Genomic DNA, 20,703 nt, shown 5'->3' on the forward strand with positions numbered 1-20,703 from the left:
AGCTCGAGCCGGTGTCCCGCGGCGGGACACCCGTCAGACCGGCCTCCCGCTGCGGCAAACCATTCGACGCCGAATCCCGTTGCGGCAGACCGCCGGTGCTCTCCCGCTGCGGTAGATCCCCCAGAGCATCACGCTGTGGCAAGCTCGAGCCGGTGTCCCGCGGCGGGACACCCGTCAGACCGGCCTCCCGCTGCGGCAAACCATTCGACGCCGAATCCCGTTGCGGCAGACCGCCGGTACTCTCCCGCTGCGGCAGATCACCCAAAGCATCACGCTTCGGCAAACCGCCCGTGCTCTCCCGCTGTGGCAGATCACCCAAAGCATCACGCTTCGGCAAACCGCCCGTGCTCTCCCGCTGCGGCAGATCACCCAGAGCATCACGCTTCGGCAAACCGCCTGTGCTCTCCCGCTGCGGCAAACCACCCAAAGGATCACGCTGTGGCAAACCGCCGGTGCTCTCCCGCTGCGGCAAACCCCCCAGAGCATCACGCTTCGGCAAACCGCCCGTGCTCTCCCGCTGCGGCAGATCACCCAGAGCATCACGCTTCGGCAGACCACCCAAGGGATCACGCTGCGGCAGACCATTCGACGTTTCCCGCTGCGGCAGACCACCCGTGCTCTCCCGCTGCGGCAAACCACCCAAGGGATCACGCTGCGGCAAACCGCCCGTGCTCTCCCGCTGCGGCAAGCTCGAGCCGGTGTCCCGCGGCGGGACACCCGTCAGACCGGCCTCCCGCTGCGGCAAACCATTCGAGGCCGAATCCCGCTGCGGCAGGCCATTGGCAGGCGACTGACGCTGCGGCAGACCGGGGGTCGCACCCGGCTCCCGCTGCGGCAGACCGTTCGAACCGGCCTCACGCTGCGGCAGCCCACCCGACGCAGCACGCTGCGGCTGGCTCGAACCGGTATCGTGCGGCGGCACGCCACCGGCACCCGGTTCGCGTTGCGGCAGACCGTTCGGTCCCGACGCACGCTGCGGCAGACCACCCGTGCCTTCGCGCTGCGGCACCCCATTGGTACCCGGCTGACGTTGCGGCAGACCACCGCTGGGCTGACCGCCCTCCGGCTGCGGCACACCGTTCGTGCCGGGCTGACGCTGCGGCAGTCCACCAGAGTTCGGATTCCGCGGTGGCAGACCACCACCGGAAACCGTTGGCTCGGCACCCGGCCGACTCGGCGGCGGACCGCCCGGAGTGACATTGCGCCGCGGCAGATTCGCCGCGGCGAGCTTGCCGCGCTGCGGACCACTCGACGCCGATCCGGCCGCCGGCCGCAGGGTCGGACTCGATTGCGCCCCGTCCTGAGCCAATCCGGAAGCCCCCGAGGCCATGGTCGAGCCGGGCGAGCGCTGCGGCAGCCCGCCCGCCGTCGGAATCGGACCACTGCCCGCGGCCGGTGCCGGACTGCTCGTCGGGATCGGCCCGCTCACACCGGGATCGACGGTGACCATGACATTGCCACCCGGCGTCCTGGTGATCGCGCGCGTCTGCATCGCCGCCGCACTTGAAGGCCGCTGCGGACCGGCCGTGGCGACCTGCGGCGCCGCCTGCGGCATCGCGGTGCTCTGGCCCTGTCCGAGCACGATCAGACTCATCGGAACGTGCACGGTGACCGTCACGCCGGGATCCCGCGCGGTATCGAAAGTCGGGCGCAGGCGCACGGTGAGCCCGTGCCGCTCGGCCAATCGGCCGACCACGAAAAGACCCATGTGGCGCGCGGTATCCGGACCCGGTTCGGCGGCCTGCTCGAGCCGTCGGTTGATATCGGCCATTTCGTTGGGCGGCATACCGATGCCGCGGTCCGCGACCTCGATGAGCATGACCTGGTCATGTCCCTGCGCGAAGGTGAACTTCACGTCGGTCTCCGGCGGCGACGCGCGCAGCGCGTTGTCCAACAACTCGGCGAACAGATGCGCCATATCCGAGGCGGCGGGCTCGACCAGCGAACCACGCGGTGTCGCACCGAGCTTGACGCGTTCGTAGTCCTCGACCTCGGAGATCGCCGCACGCAGCACGTCCGCGATCTCGACCGGCGCGGACTTGCTGCGCCGCTGCCGGGTACCGGCGAGAATGAGCAGGTTGTCACCGTTACGGCGCATACGAGCCGCGAGATGGTCCAGCCGGAACAGGTTTTCCAGCAGGCGCGGATCCTTCTCGTCGTACTCCATCGCCTCGATCAAACTGAGCTGATGGTCGACGAGCGACTTGGAGCGCCGGGCCAGGGTTTCGAACATGTCGTTGACCTGGGCACGCATCTGCGCCTGGTCGCTGGCCAAACGCAGGGCCTGGCCGTGGATATCGTCGACAGCGCGGGCCAGCTGACCGATTTCCTCATGGCTGCGGATCGGCATCGGCTCCAGCGGCACATCCTCGGGGGACGCGCCGTTACGCAGCTTGGCGACCTCATGCGGCAGATCGCTCTCGGCCACGCGCAGCGCGGCAAGCCGCAGCCGGTGTAGCGGCACGATCATCGAGCGCGCCACGAAGACCGCGAGCAACAGCGCGGCAAGAATGGTCATGATGACGACCGCGGTGTAGGTCCACGCGCCGGTACTGGCCTTGGACACCAGCGAACTCATCGCCGAGTCGATGTCCTTGGTGGACTTGTTGACCACACGCTCGTAAACATCGAGGCTGCCGGTCAGCGAGTTCTTCAGATCACCCACCGGGATCTTGCCGGACTGCGCCTCCGGGCTGGTCAGCAGCGAGATCCGGGTATCGATACCGGCCCGCAGATCGGCGATCGAGGTATCGCCATCGGAAAAGCGGTGCGCGAGCACGTTGAGCATCGCCCGCTCGGTATTGGCCGCGGTGATCGCGCTCTGCACGCCCGCCGCCGAACCGCGCAGCACCTCAGGGAATGCGGCGACCTCACCGACCAGCGCGGCACGGGTGTTCAGCGAGTCGACCAGCCGCAGCTTCGCCTGTTCGATGGCCTGGTCGCTGACCTGGCCGACCGTGGTCTCGACGATATGCACACTGTCATTGCGCACCTTGTCGATCATTCCGATGATCTCGGCAGGTGTCTGCGTAGAGACGTTCTTGCCCTGGGCGCGGACTGCCTTGGCCTGGGTGATCATGCTGTCCATCGACGCGCGCGCGCCGGCAACACCGTTGAGCTTGCCGACCGACTTCTCCGCATCGGCGATCACCTTGTCGAGGTCCGCCAGGTTCTTGTCGGACACGATCGACACATTCGGCATGATCGAAATCATCTGCGAACCGGCGGTTGTCGCCGTCTGCGCACTCAGCGCGGAGACGACCGGGATTGCCTCGATGTTCTTGGCGGCACTGTCCAGTCGGTTCGCGTCGGCGAACTCGGCGGTAATCCTGGACACGCCGAGCCCAACAGCGACTGCCAGCGGAACGGCCAGGACCGCCGTAACCTTCCAGCGCAGGTCCCAGTTGCCGAGCGCCCAGCGTTTGCTGCCGGACCTTGCGGCGTCACGCATCTCCCACTCACTTTCCAAACTGGCCCCAACCACGTGCCATCAGCGAACCTAGACAATCGCATGCTGGCTCGACAGGCAGAGCTGGCCGAGGAACTGCGGCTGGCCGAGAAATTGCGTCTACGACGGCCCAAATAAGTGACATCAGATTCTAACGGATCAATAACAGCTTGGGTGACGTTGAGTGTTGCTACGGGCCTTGACCTGCCGATAATTGGCAAAACCAAAGGTCGCGGCACCCACCCGGGCGTCGCGTGAAGTCTGCCACAATCGTGCTGATCTATCGAGGCGGGCATCGAGGCAAGGCTAGGGAGTCACAAGTTTTGGGTACAGCATCGCGTAGCGATTCCGTGGGGGGTGGTGGCAGGGCGACGGGTGGGCCGGAGAATCAGGCGTACCGGCCGGTCTATCAGACCAGCTTGGTCGACCCCGCCGAGTTCTGGGCCGAGGCTGCCGAGGCGATCGACTGGGTGACCCCGCCGACTCAGATCGTCGACACCACTGCTCGCTCGATGGCCAGGTGGTTTCCGGACGCTCGCCTCAATACCTCCTTCAACGCCCTCGACCGGCATGTGCACGGCAGCGACACTGCGGACGAGCCGAGCCGAGCCGATCAGCCCGCACTAATATACGACTCCGCTATGACCGGTGCCAGAGTCGTTTTCACCTACGCCGAACTTCTGGCGAAGGTTGCAGAGTTCGCCGGTGCGATGGCGCGTTTGGGTGTCGGCATGGGTGACCGCGTGATCATCTACCTGCCCATGATCCCCGAGGCGGTGATCGCCATGCTGGCCTGCGCCCGCATCGGCGCGGTGCATTCGGTGGTCTTCGGTGGCTTCGCCGCACCCGAACTCGCCGCCCGCATCGATGATGCCGAACCTGTGTTGATCATCACCGCCTCGGGCGGTCTCGAACCGGGCCGTACGATCGAATACCCGTCGATCGTGTTGCAAGCCTTGGATCTGGCCGAGACGAGCGCGCCGCGGCACGTAATCGTCAAGCAGCGGCCGCAATTTCCGACCATCCACTTCCCGCCGCCGCAGCCCGCCACCGAATCACTTCCGAGTTCCACCGAGACCGTCGCTGCTCAATGGCTCGATTGGGAAGACGCCATTCGCGATGCGCAACCCGCCGATCCAGTTCCGGTCGCCGCGACCGATCCGCTCTATATCCTCTACACCTCCGGCACCACCGGGAAGCCCAAGGGAGTGGTCCGCGACAATGGCGGACACGCGGTCGCGCTGTCCTGGTCCATGCGCAATATCTACGACGTCGGGCCGGGCCAGGTGATGTGGGCCGCCTCGGATGTCGGCTGGGTCGTCGGACATTCGTACATCGTCTACGCGCCACTGCTCGTCGGCGCGACAACGCTGCTCTACGAAGGCAAACCAGTCGGTACGCCGGATGCCGGCGCGTACTGGCGGGTGGTCGCCGAGCACAACGTGCGGGTGCTGTTCACCGCCCCGACTGCGCTGCGCGCCATCCGCAAGGCCGATCCAGAAGCCGCACTCGCCCACACCTACGACCTATCCTCGCTGCGCGCGCTGTTCTGCGCCGGTGAGCGCCTGGATCCCGCCACCTACGAATGGGCTACCGCGACACTGCTCGCTGATCGGCCCGACTGCCCGCTGGTCGATCACTGGTGGCAGACCGAGACCGGCTGGCCGATCTGCGCGAATCTGCTCGGCCTGCAGCAACTTCCGATCAAGGCGGGTTCGGCATCGGTGCCAGTGCCCGGCTACCGCCTGCGGGTACTCGATGCCGAGGGCAATCCGGTCGCACCGGGCACCGAGGGCAATATCGTCATCGGCCTGCCACTACCACCGGGCACACTGACCGGCCTATGGCGGGACGAGGACCGCTTCCAACGCTCGTATATGTCGGCGTTTCCCGGCCACTGCGTCACAGGCGACTCCGGATACTTCGATGACGACGGGTACCTCTACGTACTCGGCCGCAGCGACGATGTGATCAATATGGCCGGGCACCGACTGTCGGCGGGCAGCATCGAGGCCGCCATCGCCGGACACGAGGCCATCGCCGAATGCGCGGTGATCGGGCTGCCCGACGAACTCAAGGGCCAGCGGCCGATCGCCTACGTAGTGCTCAAATCCGGTGTCGAGATCGATCCGAACCGGCTGCGCGACGAACTGATCGCCCGGGTGCGCGAGCAGATCGGCGCGATCGCCACACTGCACGACGCCGTCGTCGTCTCCGCACTGCCCAAGACCAGATCGGGCAAGATCCTGCGCAAGACGATGCGGCAGATCACCGCGGGCGATACCTACGAGGTGCCGTCCACCATCGAAGATGCCTCGGTGCTCGCCGCACTGGAGGTACAGATCCGGGCCGGCCGCCCGCAGGATCCCGGCCCGGAAGTTGTTGCGCCCAACGGCGATCCGATTGTGCCGCCATAGCTTTGCGATCGCTTTTCGTTTCACTCCTCAGAGAATCCTCAGGGATAGTTCACACCGGTGCCAGTGCTGGGCAATAGCGTCTAGAGCGCTGGACGCACAGCACCAATCGAACACGCAGCACCTCTCGACAATCTGGAGGCATACACATGAAGCTCTTCCACAGTCGCCCGGCCGCCGCCGCTCTCGCCGCGGGCGCGATGGCCAGCGTGGCCGTGTTGCTTTCCCCGGCCATTGCGGCCGCGGATCCGATGACACTGGCCGAGCCGCTGCTGAACTCCGACTGCAGCTTCGCTCAGGTCGACGCGGCGCTACACGCCAAGGCGCCACAGCTGGCGGCAATGCTCGATGCGAACCCGACCCAGAAGGCCGAACTGCAGCGCAAGTTCGACCAGCCGGTCGAGCAGCGTCGTGCGGAACTCCAGGCCGCCATCGACGAAAACCCAGGCGCCGCCAAGGACAACGAGAACGACCCGCGTTCCGCCGGCCTGGCCGAGACCATCCGCACCGTGGCCGAAACCTGCCACAGCTACTGACAGCCACCCGACACTCCGAGGCGACTTTCCGGATGCCCGCTGGCCGACTGGTCTCGCAAGAACATGGGTAACTCGCCGGGTGCGCCCGAAATTACTGAGGCACACAACGCAGGACCTGTACGAGAACATGGCGGCACCCGCTGGTATGGCCTGCAGGTCCGGGGAGGCGGGGGAGCGCACAATGAGTGATGTGACCGAGCGGAGCGCGAACCCGACCGTCCTTGTCGTCGACGATGACGAGGACGTGCTCGCGTCGGTCGAGCGCGGCCTGCGCCTGTCCGGCTTCCAGGTGCGGGTCGCGCGCGACGGCGCCGAAGCACTGCGCAGCGTGACCGAGCAGGCCCCCGACGCGGTGGTGCTCGATATGAATATGCCGGTACTCGATGGTGCGGGCGTGGTGACGGCACTGCGCGCCTTGGGCAATGAAGTCCCTATCTGTGTGCTCAGCGCTCGCGCCTCGGTCGACGACCGGATCTCCGGACTGGAGTCCGGCGCCGACGACTATCTGACCAAGCCGTTCGTCCTCGCCGAATTGGTGGCGCGGATCAAGGCGCTGCTGCGGCGTCGCTCGGACATCTCCGCCCCCGCCACACCGGGCGCGATTGCGGTCGGCTCGCTGCAGGTCGATGTCGCCGGCTACCGCGCATTGCTGGACGGCCGCGAAATCGAGCTCACCAAGCGCGAATTCGAATTGCTGTCCACCCTGGCCCGCAATGCGGGCGTGGTGCTGAGCCGGGAGCGGCTCCTGGAATTGGTGTGGGGCTACGACTTCGCCGCCGACACGAATGTGGTCGATGTCTTCGTCGGATACCTGCGGCGCAAGCTGGAGGTCGAGGGCACGCCGCGGCTGCTGCACACGGTCCGCGGTGTCGGCTTCGTGCTGCGAGCACCCAAGTGAGTTGGCGATGACGCCGCAGACCTCTTCCGACACAACCGCTGCCAGCAAACGGCGGCGGCGGACATTCTCGCTGCGCACCCGGGTGGCCGCTGCGGCCGCGGTCGGCGCGATCATCATCGTCACGCTCATCGGCGGGATCTCCGCACAGGCCATCGAGCGCAACAACCTGGCTCAGACCGACCAGCAATTGACCATCGCCTCCCGATTGGTGCTGATCGATTCGGTGCTCGCGGTCGGCGTGTTGGGGCTTGTCGGTCCAACCTACGACATGGCGGTGACGGTCCGCGACAACAACACGATCGTCGCGAGCACACCCATTCGCCTGCCCGAACAGCCGATCGGATCGCATACCGTCACCGTGAACGGCACCCCGTTCCGCGTGCTCACCACCACCGAGAACCAACCTGCGGGACGCGTTGTCTCCCTTGGCATTCCGGCTGCCGAGGCAGCTCGCACCACCGCCGAGCAACAGCGCTTGGTCCTCGCCTGGGCCGGACTGGCGATCGCCACCGCCGCCGCACTCGGCTGGTTGCTCGCGGGCCGCGCCGTGCGCCCGATAGTCGATCTCACCCGACAGGTCGGCGCGCGCAGCGGCTACCGCGATCCGGACAATCCACAGCCGCCGGTCGACGGCTCCGGGGTCCGGGAGGCGGAAAAACTCGCCGAAGCGGTGAACACCCTACTGCAGCGGGTTGATCAGGCACAGACCGAAACCGCCGCCGCACTGGAGACCGCACGCGATTTCGCCGCCGTCTCCGCCCACGAACTGCGCACCCCGCTCACCGCCATGCGCACCGATCTCGAGGTGCTGCGCACCCTCGACCTGGACGAGGCCCAGCGCGCCGAAATCCTGGCCGACGTGCAACGCAGCCAGGGGCGCGTGGAAACCACCTTGACCGCACTGGAACGTCTCGCCTCGGGCGACCTCACCCACGAACGCGATCACGTCGACACCGATGTCGGCGATCTGTGCGATCAAGCCGCCCACGATGCCATGCGCCACTTCCCTGGCATGACCGTCCGCATCGATACCGATGCCGAACTGATCACCCGCGGCCTACCCGCCGGACTGCGCCTCGCGATCGACAACGCGCTGGCGAACTCCGTCAAACACGGCCGCGCCACCGAAGCCGTCGTCGCGGCCCACCGAATCCCGAGCGGACACATACTGATCACCGTCGACGACAATGGCCGCGGCATCCCCGTCGAAGAACGCACCGCCGTCTTCGAACGCTTCTTCCGCGGCAGCCAGGCCAGCAAGGGCGGCTCCGGCCTCGGCCTCGCCCTGGTCGCCCAGCAGGCCCAATTACACGGCGGCCGAGCCTATTTCGACGAAAGTCCGCTCGGCGGCGTGCGCTTGGTACTCGATCTTCCAGAACGCCGAACCACCACCTGAGATGCGAAACCTGCCGTTCCCGCTCGCGTCGCACCAAGCTGATGATGCATACGAGACCGGTCAGCCGACACAGAGGCCAGTTCCTGGTGCAGGTATGGGCTGATATCGCGCATCGCACGTGCCACGTAGTCTTGCTTCTCGCCGACCGGAGCAACGTAGTGCAGAGCGCTTTCGGCCGCTTCGATACTTTCCAGGCGGGCGATCCCGGTTGAGAACGCCGAGCGCGATGAGGGAGTCGAGTTCGTTGTAGCCCTCGAAGGCGAGGGTAGCGGAGTCGGGCGATGTACGCCTCGTACTGGATCTTCCGGAACGCCCAACCACCGTCGGGAACGCGAAAACCGGTCCGGGAGTGCGATGACGGCTGCTGCCATCGTCATGCATTCCCGGACCGGTTCGCGGTATTTATGCCTACTTCGGCGGTGCGGTGACCTTGACCGGCTTACCCCATGCCGACAGCGTCACCTTGATGGTGCCCGGGTCGCGCTTGATGACAGCCTGAACCAGGTTCGGGCCGGTGCCGGGCGACGCGGCCGTTGACGGCAGCTCCGATGCCGAACCCCCCGACGGCGGCGCGACATCCGCGATCCACAAGGTGATCGGGAACGTGCCGGCCGGGTCACCCGACTTGGGCACGATGGGGTCGATGACCGTGGAGTCGATGGTTCCGGTCAGCTTGACGGTGTTGGTCCCGTCGACCTTCTCCCGGCCCTCCACCTTCGGGTTCTTCACCTGGGCGATGAGGTTGGCCAGACCCTTGTCCTTGTCGAGGATGACACCAGGGTCGTAGATCTGTTCCGCCGCACCGATTTTGGCGTAGGCGGAGGAGCCACCGGTCTGCGCGTACATTTCCTTGTCGACGACCAGGAACTTGGCCTGGATGAAGTCGGCCTCGGGCTTGGTCCGGACCTTCGCCTCGCCGATCGCCTGACCGGCGCCCTTCGGCTGGTTGGTCACATCGGCCGAGACGGTCTCGACCGGGAGGTTGGTGAGATTGTCCACCTTCAGATTCAGGTGCACGGCCTGCAGGGTCTGGGTGGTCCTTGCGGACTCCTGCACGATCTGCGCGGCATCGGGCAGCTGACCCGAGGGCGGCGCGGACGAGGTGGTCTTCGAATCGGAGCTGGAGCCGCAGCCCGTTACCAGTGCAGCGAACATCGACGCCGTGACCACGGCGGGCACGAGTCCCGGTCGGCGGAGTCGGATTCGGTGCGAGGTGCGTGCTCGCGCTGTCAGATCACTCAATGTTCTGCCCCCAGAAGAGTGCGAGGTCGGGTACGACCGGGTTGATGTAGTGCAGCATTTCGCCCGCCAGATTAGCCTGTCTCGCAGGTTGATTCGACCCGGGTCGCAATGTGAAGTCGAGGCGAGCCGCGCATGCCGCGGGTGCCGACGTTACCCTTGGTTCGGTCTTCTCGCAGAGTTCGGGGGGAATCCGACGCGAAAGTTACCGGGTTAAGGGTTTGTTTAGTGAGATGTAAGGCGCTGGAAGCATCATGCGGTACCGAAGCCTCAGACGGTGTGTGTGACTTTGGGGGGACATCCGGTTCGCCGGATGAAGTGTCCTCGTGCCTGTTCGCGATACATGCCATAACCCCGGGGCCGACAACGGCCACCGAAACGCGGATCAGACACGGAGGAATGTGATGACGAACAGCCAGCCGGAAGCGGAGGAGCGGGACTTCCGTAGACCGCCCGGCCCGCCGCCCGGCGGTAGCCCGCAACTCTCAAATGTGTGGGTTTACAACGGAAAAGCCTACGATCTGAGCGACTGGATCTCCAAGCATCCCGGCGGCGAGTTCTTCATCGGGCGAACGAAAAATCGCGATATCACCTCCATCATCGGTTCCTATCACCGCGATCCGGAGCGGATTGGGCGAATGCTCGAGCGGTATGCGTTGGGGCGCAACGCATTACCAGAGGACATCCATCCTAAGGCGAATGCACCCGACTTCCTCTTCAAAGAGGGTTTCGACAGCTGGCAGGACACACCGAAGTACCGATTCGACAATAAAGACGATCTGCTGCACAAGGTCAAGGCGCGGCTGAAAGAGCCGGAGCTGGCCGCGCGATTGCAGCGCATGGACACGATCTTCAACATCGTGGTCGCGGTGCTGGCCGTCGCGTACTTCGCGGTGCAGGGGTTGCGCCTGTTCGACCGTAGCTGGATGCCGCTGCCCGTCTTCGTCGTCCTCATGGTGCTGCTGCGCAGCTCACTGGCCGGATTCGGCCATTACGCGATCCATCGCGCGCAAAAGGGTCTCAACAAGATCTATACGAATACCTTCGATTTCAATTACGTCGCACTGGCTTTCGTCACCGCGGACGGGCATGCGCTGCTGCACCACCCGCATACCCAGAGTGAAGTCGATATCAAGAAGAACGTCTTCACCATGATGATGCGGGTGCCCCGGCTGTATCGGGTGCCGATTCACACCCTCCACAAATTCGGGCACACGGTAACCGGCATGACCATTCGACTCCTCGATGTCTGCCGCCTCACCCGCAAAGTCGGCATCAAGGATATGTACGGAACCTGGGGTGGTGCGCTGCCGCACTTCATCGGTTCGTTCGGCGTCCGCGCGCTACTGCTCGGCGAGTTGGTGGTATTCACGCTGGCGGGCGACTTCTGGGCCTGGGCACTGCAATTCGTGGTGACGCTGTGGATCAGTACCTTCCTGGTCGTCGCGAGCCATGATTTCGAGGTGGAGACCGAGGAACTCCCCGCCGCCGATACCGAGGACTGGGCCGTCAATCAGGTGGAACAAGCCTACGATCTGAAGGTGATCGGAAATCGATATATCGACTGCTTTCTCGCGGCCGGTTTGAGTTCACATCGCGTCCATCACGTTCTGCCGTTCCAGCGCAGCGGTTTCGCCAATATCGCCACCGAGGATGTATTGCGCGAGGAGTCCGAGAAATTCGGTGTCGAGTGGCTGCCGGCGAAGAGTTTCTTCACCGATCGGTTCCCGAAACTCTGCCGCACCTACCTCTTGTCGCCGTCGCGTGAAGCCGAGGAACGTAATTGGGGCTTCATCCGCGAGCATTGCTCGCCCGGGGCGCTGAAAACCTGTGCGATCTACACGGTGCAGGGATTCACCGGAATCGGCACGGTCTGAACCGATTCCGGAGATCGACCGATCGAACCGCTGGACAAGGCGGCGCCGATGATCATTTTTCACAAGAACGGGGAGAATTTCGTGTCAATCACTATCGATGAGGGAACGTCGGCGACTCGTCATGGGGACGAGCACGGCCACGGCCTCGTGCAGCACGGTCTGCCGCCCGCGCCGCCGACCACGGTCGGTGTGATCGAGAGCATCGCGACCGGTGCGCCGGGTCGACTCGTCGACCAGGCCGACGCCGCCGATCGGGTAGCCGAGCTGTTCACCGATCCGCAACAGCGGGAACGGATTTCGCGCATCTACCAGAAGACGAAGATCGACAGCCGCCGGCTGGTGGTCGATCCGCTGGATCCCGAGTTCCTGCGGTTCGGACAGGAGCGCGGCACGATCCGGGACCGGATGAATCTGTTCTACCGCCATGCGGTGCCGCTGGCCGTCGATGTCGCTGGCCGCGCCCTCGCCGGTATCGAGGACGCGGCGGCGGAGATCGGCTTGCTGATCTTCGTGACCAGCACCGGTTTCATCGCGCCGGGCGTGGATGTCGCGGTCGTGAAGCAGCTCGGCCTGTCGCCATCGGTCGGTCGAGTCGTGGTGAACTTCATGGGTTGCGCGGCCGCGATGAACGGCATTCGGACCGCCGTGGATTATGTTCGGGCGCATCCGGATAAGAAGGCGATGCTCGTCTGCATCGAGCTGAGCTCGGTGAACGCCGTCTTCGACGACAATATCAACGATGTGATCATCCACAGCCTGTTCGGTGACGGCTGCGGTGCGCTGGTCATCGGCGCCAGTCAGGTCCAGCAGCCGCTGGCGCCGGGCAAGGTGGTGATCCGGGACAGCTTCAGCCAACTCTTCGACGGTGCCGAGGACGGCATCGTGCTCGGTGTCAACCAGAACGGCATTACCTGCGAGCTGTCGGAGAATCTGCCCAAGTACATCTATACCGGGGTCGATCCCGTAGTCACCGAGGTCTTGCGCCGTAATGGATTGCAGAAGGCCGATGTCGATCTGTGGGCGATCCACCCGGGCGGGCCGAAGATCATCGAGGAGTCCGTGCATTCGCTCGGAATCGCGCCGGAGCGCGCGGCGCTGAGCTGGGATGTGCTGGCCCGGTTCGGCAATATGCTGAGCGTGTCGCTCATTTTTGTGCTGGAACAAATGATTCAGCAGGCTGCGGCGCAGCCGATCTCGACCGGTGTGGCGTTTTCCTTCGCGCCGGGAGTCACCCTCGAAGGCATGATCTTCGACATCATTCGCCGGTAAGAGCACCTGCCTCAGCCGAATTCGCCCGTTGGGGGAGCGCAACAACCATGCAACTCATCCGATTCCTCATCTCGATCTCCTGGATGCGGATCGCGACCGTCATTGTCGCGGGCCTCATCTGCGGTGCGGCCAATACCTATCTGGTGACCCTCATCAGGGGCGTGGTGTCGCCGGAACCGCATCCGCACATCAATATCCAGAGCTTCGCCCTCACGGCGCTGGTCATTGTGGTCAGTGGCGTGGTGTCGCAGGTACTGTTGGTTCGCCTTGCCCAAGAGGCGATCTACCGGCTGCGCGCGGATCTGAGTTCCGGAATCGTTTCGGCGCCGCTCGAGCATCTGGAACGGCTCGGCATGCACCGCCTGATGGCCACCCTGACCGAGGATGTGCGCTCGCTCTCGCAGGCGGTAACCGCCATTCCGAGCATCTGCGTCGACGTGGCCACCATTGTCGGTTGCTTCGCCTTCCTGCTCGTGGTGTCGGGTCCGCTGTTCGCGGTGACCGTGGCGGGCACACTGCTCGGAATCGGCTGTGTCGAGCTGATTCTCGGACGGGTGCGCAATATCTATCGCGAGGCGCGGGAGAACGAGGACGCGCTGCTGCGGTCGTACCAGGCCGTGACGCTCGGCATCAAAGAGTTGAAGCTGCATCGGGGGCGGCGCCGGGATTTCATGCAGCGGCATCTGCTAGGTTCGGCCGCGACGCTGCGTGCGCAGAATGTCGATGCCGGATCCAAATTCTCGGTGGCACAGGGATTCGGCCAAGCGCTGCAGCTCGGCACCATGGCACTTATCCTGTTCGTACTCGTCGCGCCGCTCGAGCTCTCGCGCGATGTGATGGTCGGCTACGTCCTGGTGACGACGTTCCTGGCGATGCCGATGCAGAACTTCATGCACCGCATTCCGGATCTGCTGCGCGGTGATGTGGCGCTGGCGAAGATCAGGGCGATGAATCTGTCCATGGAAACCATGCACGACGAGGAGCGGTTGCCGTTCAGAGACCGTCCCGCCGTCGATGCGGCGCGGCTGGAGCTGACGAATGTCACCTACAGCTACCGGATGGAGCCGCCACCGCCGTTCCCGCCTGGCCCCGGCGGGCCGCCGCCAGGCTCCGGTGGTCCGGGACGTGGCGCGCATCCGCCAGGTCGGGGTCCACGTCCCGGCGGGCCGCGTCCGGATGTCAACGGCCATCGGTTCGTCGACCACCGCGGACACGACAAACGGCCGAGGCCACTGGGCCCGCCACCGGAGCCGAGCAATGGCGAGTCCGGATTTCGACTCGGCCCGCTGGATCTGGTCTTCGAACCCGGGCAGATCACCTTCATCGTCGGCGGTAACGGCAGCGGTAAATCGACGCTGGCCAAGCTGATCACGGGACTGTATGTGCCGCAGACCGGCGCGCTGTCGCTCAATGGCGAGCCGATCGACCACGAGAACATCGAGTGGTTCCGGCAGAACTCCTCGGCGATCTTCACTGACTTCCACCTGTTCGAGGAGTATCTGGGTTTCGATCGGCCCGGACTCGACGGTGTGGTGCGCCGCCATCTCGAGCAGTTGCAGATCGCGCACAAGGTGACGGTGCAGGACGGGCGGTTGTCCACCATCGATCTGTCGCAGGGCCAGCGCAAACGGCTCGCGCTGTTGACCGCTCTGCTCGAGGACCGGCAGATCTATGTCTTCGACGAGTGGGCCGCCGACCAGGAGCCCAAGTTCCGCGACGTCTTCTATCAGGAAATCCTCACCGAGCTCAAACAGCGCGGGAAGACCGTCATCGTGATCACCCATGACGATCGCTACTTCCACCACGCGGACCAGCTGGTCAAGCTCGATTTCGGCCGGGTGGTCGCGGCGCAGCGGGCTGCGGAACGCACCGGCGCCGAGCTCTCCTGACCCGACGAAATCAGCTGCGGCCCTTACCGAACTCTCAGAGTTCGGTAAGCGGCGATGCCAATTCGGAACTCTAGGGTCGGCAGCGTGACTGAGCGTAGCGAAGGAATCAAAGAAACAGCACTGCCGGTCGAGGCGCAGTCGTGACTGGAAATCGCGCCCGCTGGGCACTGCTCGCCGTTGCCGTTGTCAGTGCCGGGGCGCTCGGTGGCACCGTCACCGCTTGTTCCCGATCAGCCAGTGCACCCGGCGGTATCGCACTCGTGAACGCCGATACCGGGCCGACGGGTGCGCGCATCGCGCAGGGGCTGCAGCAGGACGGCGGCGGTTACGAGTGGACCGTCGGTAAGCCGGGTGAACTCGACGCGGATGACTACGCGGCGGTGATCACCCTGCCCACCGATCTGACCGAATCCATGGGCACACTGGCGAGTGCACAGCCGAAACGGGCCAAGGTCACGGTGGATACGCATAAGCGCGCGGACGCGAATGTGGTGAACGGCGCGGTGAATACGGTGACACACCGAGTCGGCGCGGCCGGTGTCGATGCCGCCCTGGCGGCGGTCGCGCAGGCACGCACCCAGATGACCTCGGTGCAGTTGACCACCCAGCTGCTCAATGCCGGGGTGAATGCCGCGGCCGCCGGCGCCGATCAGTTCAGCTCGGGCGCGGATCAAATGCTCGGCTTCCTGGCCTACGCCAAAGACGGCTCGGCACAACTTACTTCGGCGATCGCACTGCTGAACTCGACCGTCTCCGGCGCCGCAGCACAGGCAAATCAGCTGGCCTCGGCGTTGGATTCGACCGGCGTCACGATCGGCCAGGTGCAGCAGACCGCGAATACGGTGAGCGGCGGTCTGGACCAGATCCTGCCGCTGATGCGTGCGCTGCCTTTCGCGGGCGATCCCCGGGTTGCCGATATTATCGCCAAACTCGAAGGGCTACGGAATGTTTCGGGCCAGGCCGGATCCCAGCTGAACGGTCTCGGCGGCTTGGTCGGCAGCGCGGTGGATCCGAGCACCGATCTCGGCACATTGCTGCGCACCGTGGTGGACCGATTGGCCGGCGCCAGTGCGCAATTGGCCGAGGGCGCGAAACTCGCCGAGGGTCTGCCTCAGCTCGCTGATCAGGGCGGCGCTCAATTGGCCAGCGCCATAAGCCAACTCACCGGCGGCGTCACCCAACTCCAGCAGATCGTGACCAATCTCAGCAAACAGACCGACAAGGCCGTCGCAGCGCTGCCCCAGCGCAGCAGCGCTCAGCAGTCCACGCTCGCATTAGCGCTCACCGACCCGGTCGAGGTAATCCGCAACTGATAGAAGCGCGCCATACGGCGGTGGGCGTGGGCTTTCACGGAAGTTGAGGTGGATACGGAAACGACGAAACCCCCAGTGCTCTGAGAGTGAAAACCAGCGCCGAGCCGGTCGGATTCTTGGAGTCGCGAACACCAATGTGCCCTTCCTGGAGGAACGCGACTTCGACGCTCCGATACTCGACTACGACGAGCTCCGACGCGACTTGGACACTGTGATCGCCAACGAGCTGTCGATCCGGCCGCAGGAATGAATGCAACCGGCTGAGCGAACGACTGCGGCCCGTGCTTTACGAGAGCACGGGCCGCAGTAGGGGTTTCAGCTCAGTTGATGACGTCGATCAGATCGATCACGAAGACCAGGGTCTTCCCGGAGAGGTGGTGACCGGCGCCGGCGGGGCCGTAGGCGAGCTGCGGCGGGATGGTCAGTTGGCGGCGGCCGCCGACCTTCATACCGGGGATACCGTCCTGCCAGCCCTGGATCAGGCCGCGCAGCGGGAACTTGACGGATTCGCCACGGCTCCAGGAGGAGTCGAATTCCTCACCGGACTCGAATTCCACACCGACATAGTGCACCTCGACGGTACCGCCGGGCACGGCCTCGGCGCCCTGGCCCTCGACGATGTCTTTGATAACCAGCTCGGTGGGAGCTGGGCCCGCCTGGAATTCGATCTCCGGCTTGGTCATTCGGCTATCCCCTCTGATAGGTGATGGTGAATCGGTTGGAAATTAGCGGCTGTTGATCTCGTGGTAGTCGCGGTGACCGGAACCGGTGTAGATCTGGCGCGGACGGCCGATCTTCAAAGGCTCGCTGTGCATTTCCCGCCAGTGCGCGATCCAGCCCGGCAGCCGGCCCATCGCGAACAGCACGGTGAACATGCGGGTCGGGAAGCCCATCGCCTTGTAGATGACACCGGTATAGAAGTCGACATTCGGGTACAGCTGGCGCGAAATGAAGTACTCGTCGGTAAGCGCGGCCTCTTCGAGAGCCTTTGCGATATCGAACAATTCGTCGTCACCGCCGAGCTTGGACAGAATCGCGTCGGCATGCTTCTTGGCGATCGAGGCGCGCGGGTCGTAGTTGCGGTAGACACGGTGCCCGAAGCCCATGAGCTTCACGCCGTCTTCCTTGTTCTTGACCTTGCGGATGAAGTCCTTGACATTGCTGCCCTGGGCCTTGATACCGTCCAGCATCTCCAGCACGGCCTGGTTGGCGCCGCCGTGCAGCGGGCCCCACAGCGCGTTGATACCACCGGAGACGGAGGTGAACAGGTTCGCGTCGGAGGAACCGACCAGGCGCACAGTCGAGGTGGAGCAGTTCTGCTCGTGGTCGGCGTGCAGGATCAGCAGCATGTCGAGCGCGGCGGCGATCTCCGGATCGACCTCGTAGGGTTCGGCCGGGAAGCCGAAGGTCATCCGCAGGAAGTTCTCCACCAGGCTCAGCGAGTTGTCCGGGTAGAGGAAGGGCTGGCCGACCGACTTCTTGTACGAGTAGGCCGCGATGGTGGGCAGCTTCGCCAATAGTCGGATGGTCGATAGCTCGACCTGTTCGGGATCCTTCGGGTCCAGCGAATCCTGGTAGTACGCCGACAGCGCGTTCACCGCCGACGACAGCACCGGCATCGGGTGCGCGTTGCGCGGGAAGCCGTCGAAGAACCGCTTGAGGTCCTCGTGCAGCAGGGTGTGGCGGCGAATCCGGTCGGTGAAATCGTCCAGCTGCGCCTGGGTCGGCAGCTCGCCGTAGATCAGCAGGTAGCTGACCTCGATGAAGGTCGAGGATTCCGCGAGCTGGTCGATCGGGTAGCCGCGGTAGCGCAGGATGCCCGCTTCGCCGTCGATGTAGGTGATCGCCGACTTGGTCGGCGCGGTGTTCATGAATCCGGGGTCGTACGTCACATACCCGGTGCTGGCCAGCATTTTGCCGAGGTCGATGCCGTCATTGCCTTCTTGGGCTTGGGCGATCGTCATGGCGTATTCGCCGCCGGGGTAGCTCAGAACCGGCTTGGCGTCGTTGATGTGGTCTTTTTCGGGCACGGAAGGATCCCTCTCAGGCTAGGACCGTCGGCATCGGGGTGCGGTTGGCACGACGGTGCACTCATCTAGACGCTAGTCGCTGCTCGCGCGGCCCGAGAACGAGGGTGCCCAGCGGCCGGGCTCACAAACAACTTCGCGACCGGTGTGGTTTGCTACTCATCCCGACACCGGCATCGAGTGCGAACCGGCGACGCGATAGCGCACAAAGGCCGGGAACACCAGCGCAGCCAGGACCACCCCGATAACGACGAGCACACCGCCGCCCGCCGCGGCGACCGCGGTACCCAGGCCCGCCGCGGCGAAACCGTGGGCAACATCACCGATGCGCGGCCCACCCGCGACGATCACGATGAACACCCCTTGCAGGCGACCGCGCATCTCGTCGGTGGTGACGGTCTGCAGCATGGCGATGCGCAGCGCGGCCGAGACCATATCGACCGCGCCGCCGAAGGCCGAGCAGGCCAACGCGATCCACAGACCGGGCCCGATACCGAGGCCGTGACCGCTCCAGCCGACGGCGATGCCGAAGCCGACCATGGCCAGTCCCCAGAGCGCGATGCAGACCACCACCGCCAGACCTTGGCGGCGTACGTGCGAGATCCAGCCGGAGAACACCCCGCCGAGCACGGCGCCGACCGACATGGACGCGAACAGTAGACCGAGCGCGACGCCGCCGCTGGCCGGGTCACCGAAGGTCTCGTGCGCGATCTGCGGATAGAGGGCGCGCGGCATACCGAAGACCATGGCGATCACATCGACCACGAACGAGGCGAGCAGGACGCGCTGTGTCGCCAGATAGGCGAAACCGTCCAGGACGGTGCGGAATCCGGCCTTGCGCGCGGTGCCGGTCGGCGCGATCGCGGGCAGCCGCCACACCGCCCAGATGGTGGCGAGCAGCGCGATCGCGTCGATCAGATACAGGGTCGACAGGCCGACAACGGGGATCAGCACGCCCGCGAGCACCGGTCCGGCAATGGCGCCGGTCTGCTGCACGGTCATGCTGAGCGCGCTGGCCGCGGCCAGATGTTCGGTAGGCAGCAGCCGCGGAATGGCGGCGTTGCGGGTCGGCTGATTCACCGCGAAGAACGCCTGCTGCACGGCGAACAGGCCGAGCACGATCCAGACGTTGTCGAGTCCGGCCGCGGCCTGCACCCAGAAGGCGAGCGCGGTCACACCGGTGCCGCAGTTGGTGATGAGCATGAGCTTGCGCCGGTCCATCACATCGGCCAGCGCACCGCCCCACAGACCGAACACGATCAGTGGGATCAGGCCGAACAGCCCCGCCAGACCGACATAGCCGGAGCTGCCAGTGATCTCGAATATCTGCTGCGGGACGGCCACCACAGCCAATTGCGAACCGATGACGGTGACGATGTTGCTGGTCCACAACCGTCGGAAATCGGGATAGCGCAGCGGGGTGGTGTCGGCGAGCAGTTTCACCGACCGCAGCGTAATGAGTCGGTCAGCGGCCCAACAATGTTGGGGCCGCCACGATTTCTAGGGTTGTAGTCGGTCGACTGTCATGGTGTCGTCGCTGATCCGCACCCGGATCCGGTTGTGCAGCCGACCCCGACGGCCCTGCCAGAACTCCACCTCATCAGGGCGGATCAGGTAACCGCCCCAGTGCGGCGGCACCGGAATCTCGTCCACGTCGGCGAAGCGGGCGGTGGTTTCGGCGAGGGTGCGATCGAGTTCGGCGCGCGAGGCGATCGGCCGGGACTGCCGCGAGGCCCAGGCGCTCAGCTGCGAATCGCGCGGGCGGGAGCGCCAGTAGACGGCGGTCGTCTCGGCCGAGACCTGTTCGACCGGCCCGCGCACGTGGACCTGCCGCCCCAGCGCGGGCCAGACGAAGGTCGCGGCCGCGAATGGAACGCTCGCCAGCTGGTTGCCCTTGGCCGAGTCGTAATTCGTGTAAAAAGTCACACCTTCCGGTGAGAGACCTTTACACAGCACCGTCCTGGCGACCGGACGCGGCCCGGCTTCGGTGCGTGCGACGGTGGCGACCACCATTGCATTGGGCTCGGCGATGCCGACGGCGGTGGCCTGTTCGATCCAGTGCCGAAGCAGCGGCTCCCAGCCGCCGGCCAGCCAGGTTTCGTCCAGATCGGTGTCCTCACCGCTGCCGAATGGCATACCGCCATAGTCGACTCGCATGGCGGCCAGATCGGTCGCCGGGAACACAATCCGATCATTTGCGGTCATTTCCTGACCGAGAGATGAATTGTCCAGGTCACGCATGGGCCAGACGTTACTCTGCGGTAGCAGAGAGCTAAGGTTTTGTTGATCGGCATGTACTCGGCGAGCCGCACCCCTCATCGACGAGAACAGCCTTTTCGAGCGACCTGCAAGCAGCCGCTGCTGACCTTTTCGAGCGACCTGCAAGCAATCGCTACG

At 65.1% G+C, this 20,703-nt stretch carries 15 protein-coding genes; 8 read left to right on the forward strand and 7 right to left on the reverse strand.

The window, feature by feature from the left end; genetic code table 11:
• Positions 1-3,451 (reverse strand): ATP-binding protein (locus AB0L63_RS07775; protein WP_364496215.1); only part of this gene is annotated, 3,451 nt, incomplete at its 3' end.
• 347 nt (positions 3,452-3,798) lie between these two features.
• Here AB0L63_RS07775 and AB0L63_RS07780 point away from each other — a divergent pair.
• The 4 genes from AB0L63_RS07780 (at position 3,799) to AB0L63_RS07795 (ending at position 8,692) form a co-directional block, all read left to right on the forward strand.
• Positions 3,799-5,865 carry an AMP-binding protein gene (locus tag AB0L63_RS07780; RefSeq protein WP_364496875.1) on the forward strand — a complete coding sequence of 689 codons (2,067 nt, stop codon included), beginning with the start codon at positions 3,799-3,801 and terminating at the stop codon, positions 5,863-5,865.
• A 146-nt stretch (positions 5,866-6,011) separates the two neighbouring features.
• Positions 6,012-6,398 (forward strand): hemophore-related protein, encoded by a 387-nt coding sequence (locus AB0L63_RS07785; protein ID WP_364496218.1) that lies wholly within the window; start codon positions 6,012-6,014, stop codon positions 6,396-6,398.
• A 181-nt stretch (positions 6,399-6,579) separates the two neighbouring features.
• Entirely contained in the window at positions 6,580-7,296 is a 717-nt protein-coding gene (locus AB0L63_RS07790; RefSeq protein WP_364496220.1) for a response regulator transcription factor, read from the forward strand.
• 7 nt (positions 7,297-7,303) lie between these two features.
• On the forward strand, positions 7,304-8,692 hold the full coding sequence (locus AB0L63_RS07795; RefSeq protein WP_364496223.1) for a HAMP domain-containing sensor histidine kinase: 1,389 nt from the start codon (positions 7,304-7,306) through the stop codon (positions 8,690-8,692).
• Positions 8,693-9,100: 408 nt separating this feature from the next.
• Here the strand turns inward: AB0L63_RS07795 and AB0L63_RS07800 are convergent, their stop codons facing one another.
• Positions 9,101-9,934, reverse strand: a complete 834-nt coding sequence (locus tag AB0L63_RS07800) for an LppX_LprAFG lipoprotein (protein ID WP_364496226.1) — start codon at positions 9,932-9,934, stop codon at positions 9,101-9,103.
• 401 nt (positions 9,935-10,335) lie between these two features.
• On the opposite strand from AB0L63_RS07800, the gene AB0L63_RS07805 reads away from it, so the two are divergent.
• From AB0L63_RS07805 to AB0L63_RS07820, 4 genes are all read left to right on the forward strand, one after another.
• Positions 10,336-11,808 (forward strand): cytochrome b5 domain-containing protein, encoded by a 1,473-nt coding sequence (locus AB0L63_RS07805; protein ID WP_364496229.1) that lies wholly within the window; start codon positions 10,336-10,338, stop codon positions 11,806-11,808.
• An 81-nt stretch (positions 11,809-11,889) separates the two neighbouring features.
• Positions 11,890-13,077: a 3-oxoacyl-[acyl-carrier-protein] synthase III C-terminal domain-containing protein gene (locus AB0L63_RS07810; RefSeq protein WP_364496232.1), complete on the forward strand. Its 1,188-nt coding sequence runs from the start codon at positions 11,890-11,892 to the stop codon at positions 13,075-13,077.
• A 47-nt stretch (positions 13,078-13,124) separates the two neighbouring features.
• Positions 13,125-14,966, forward strand: a complete 1,842-nt coding sequence (locus tag AB0L63_RS07815; protein WP_364496234.1) for an ATP-binding cassette domain-containing protein — start codon at positions 13,125-13,127, stop codon at positions 14,964-14,966.
• Positions 14,967-15,106: 140 nt separating this feature from the next.
• Positions 15,107-16,279: a hypothetical protein gene (locus AB0L63_RS07820; protein ID WP_364496236.1), complete on the forward strand. Its 1,173-nt coding sequence runs from the start codon at positions 15,107-15,109 to the stop codon at positions 16,277-16,279.
• 34 nt (positions 16,280-16,313) lie between these two features.
• Here the strand turns inward: AB0L63_RS07820 and AB0L63_RS07825 are convergent, their stop codons facing one another.
• The 5 genes from AB0L63_RS07825 to pdxH all read right to left on the reverse strand — a co-directional run bounded on the left by AB0L63_RS07825 (position 16,314) and on the right by pdxH (position 20,511).
• On the reverse strand, positions 16,314-16,535 hold the full coding sequence (locus AB0L63_RS07825; RefSeq protein WP_364496238.1) for a DUF397 domain-containing protein: 222 nt from the start codon (positions 16,533-16,535) through the stop codon (positions 16,314-16,316).
• Between the two features lie 64 nt (positions 16,536-16,599).
• On the reverse strand, positions 16,600-16,962 hold the full coding sequence (locus AB0L63_RS07830) for an FKBP-type peptidyl-prolyl cis-trans isomerase (protein WP_364496240.1): 363 nt from the start codon (positions 16,960-16,962) through the stop codon (positions 16,600-16,602).
• Between the two features lie 42 nt (positions 16,963-17,004).
• Positions 17,005-18,309 carry a citrate synthase gene (locus AB0L63_RS07835; protein WP_364496242.1) on the reverse strand — a complete coding sequence of 435 codons (1,305 nt, stop codon included), beginning with the start codon at positions 18,307-18,309 and terminating at the stop codon, positions 17,005-17,007.
• 156 nt (positions 18,310-18,465) lie between these two features.
• Complete coding sequence (locus AB0L63_RS07840) at positions 18,466-19,749, reverse strand: MFS transporter (protein ID WP_364496244.1); 1,284 nt, start codon at positions 19,747-19,749, stop codon at positions 18,466-18,468.
• 57 nt (positions 19,750-19,806) lie between these two features.
• Positions 19,807-20,511: a pyridoxamine 5'-phosphate oxidase gene (gene pdxH, locus AB0L63_RS07845; RefSeq protein WP_364496246.1), complete on the reverse strand. Its 705-nt coding sequence runs from the start codon at positions 20,509-20,511 to the stop codon at positions 19,807-19,809.
• Between the last annotated feature and the right edge of the window lie 192 nt (positions 20,512-20,703).

Source organism: Nocardia sp. NPDC051990 (genome assembly GCF_040680755.1).
Classification (GTDB): domain Bacteria; phylum Actinomycetota; class Actinomycetes; order Mycobacteriales; family Mycobacteriaceae; genus Nocardia.

Coding starts and splice junctions, on each gene's coding strand:
- AB0L63_RS07815 (WP_364496234.1), top strand. CDS start 13,125: ATGCAACTCATCCGATTCCTCATCTCGATCTCCTGGATGCGGATCGCG.
- AB0L63_RS07830 (WP_364496240.1), bottom strand. CDS start 16,962: ATGACCAAGCCGGAGATCGAATTCCAGGCGGGCCCAGCTCCCACCGAG.
- AB0L63_RS07805 (WP_364496229.1), top strand. CDS start 10,336: ATGACGAACAGCCAGCCGGAAGCGGAGGAGCGGGACTTCCGTAGACCG.
- AB0L63_RS07790 (WP_364496220.1), top strand. CDS start 6,580: ATGAGTGATGTGACCGAGCGGAGCGCGAACCCGACCGTCCTTGTCGTC.
- AB0L63_RS07795 (WP_364496223.1), top strand. CDS start 7,304: ATGACGCCGCAGACCTCTTCCGACACAACCGCTGCCAGCAAACGGCGG.
- pdxH (WP_364496246.1), bottom strand. CDS start 20,511: ATGACCGCAAATGATCGGATTGTGTTCCCGGCGACCGATCTGGCCGCC.
- AB0L63_RS07785 (WP_364496218.1), top strand. CDS start 6,012: ATGAAGCTCTTCCACAGTCGCCCGGCCGCCGCCGCTCTCGCCGCGGGC.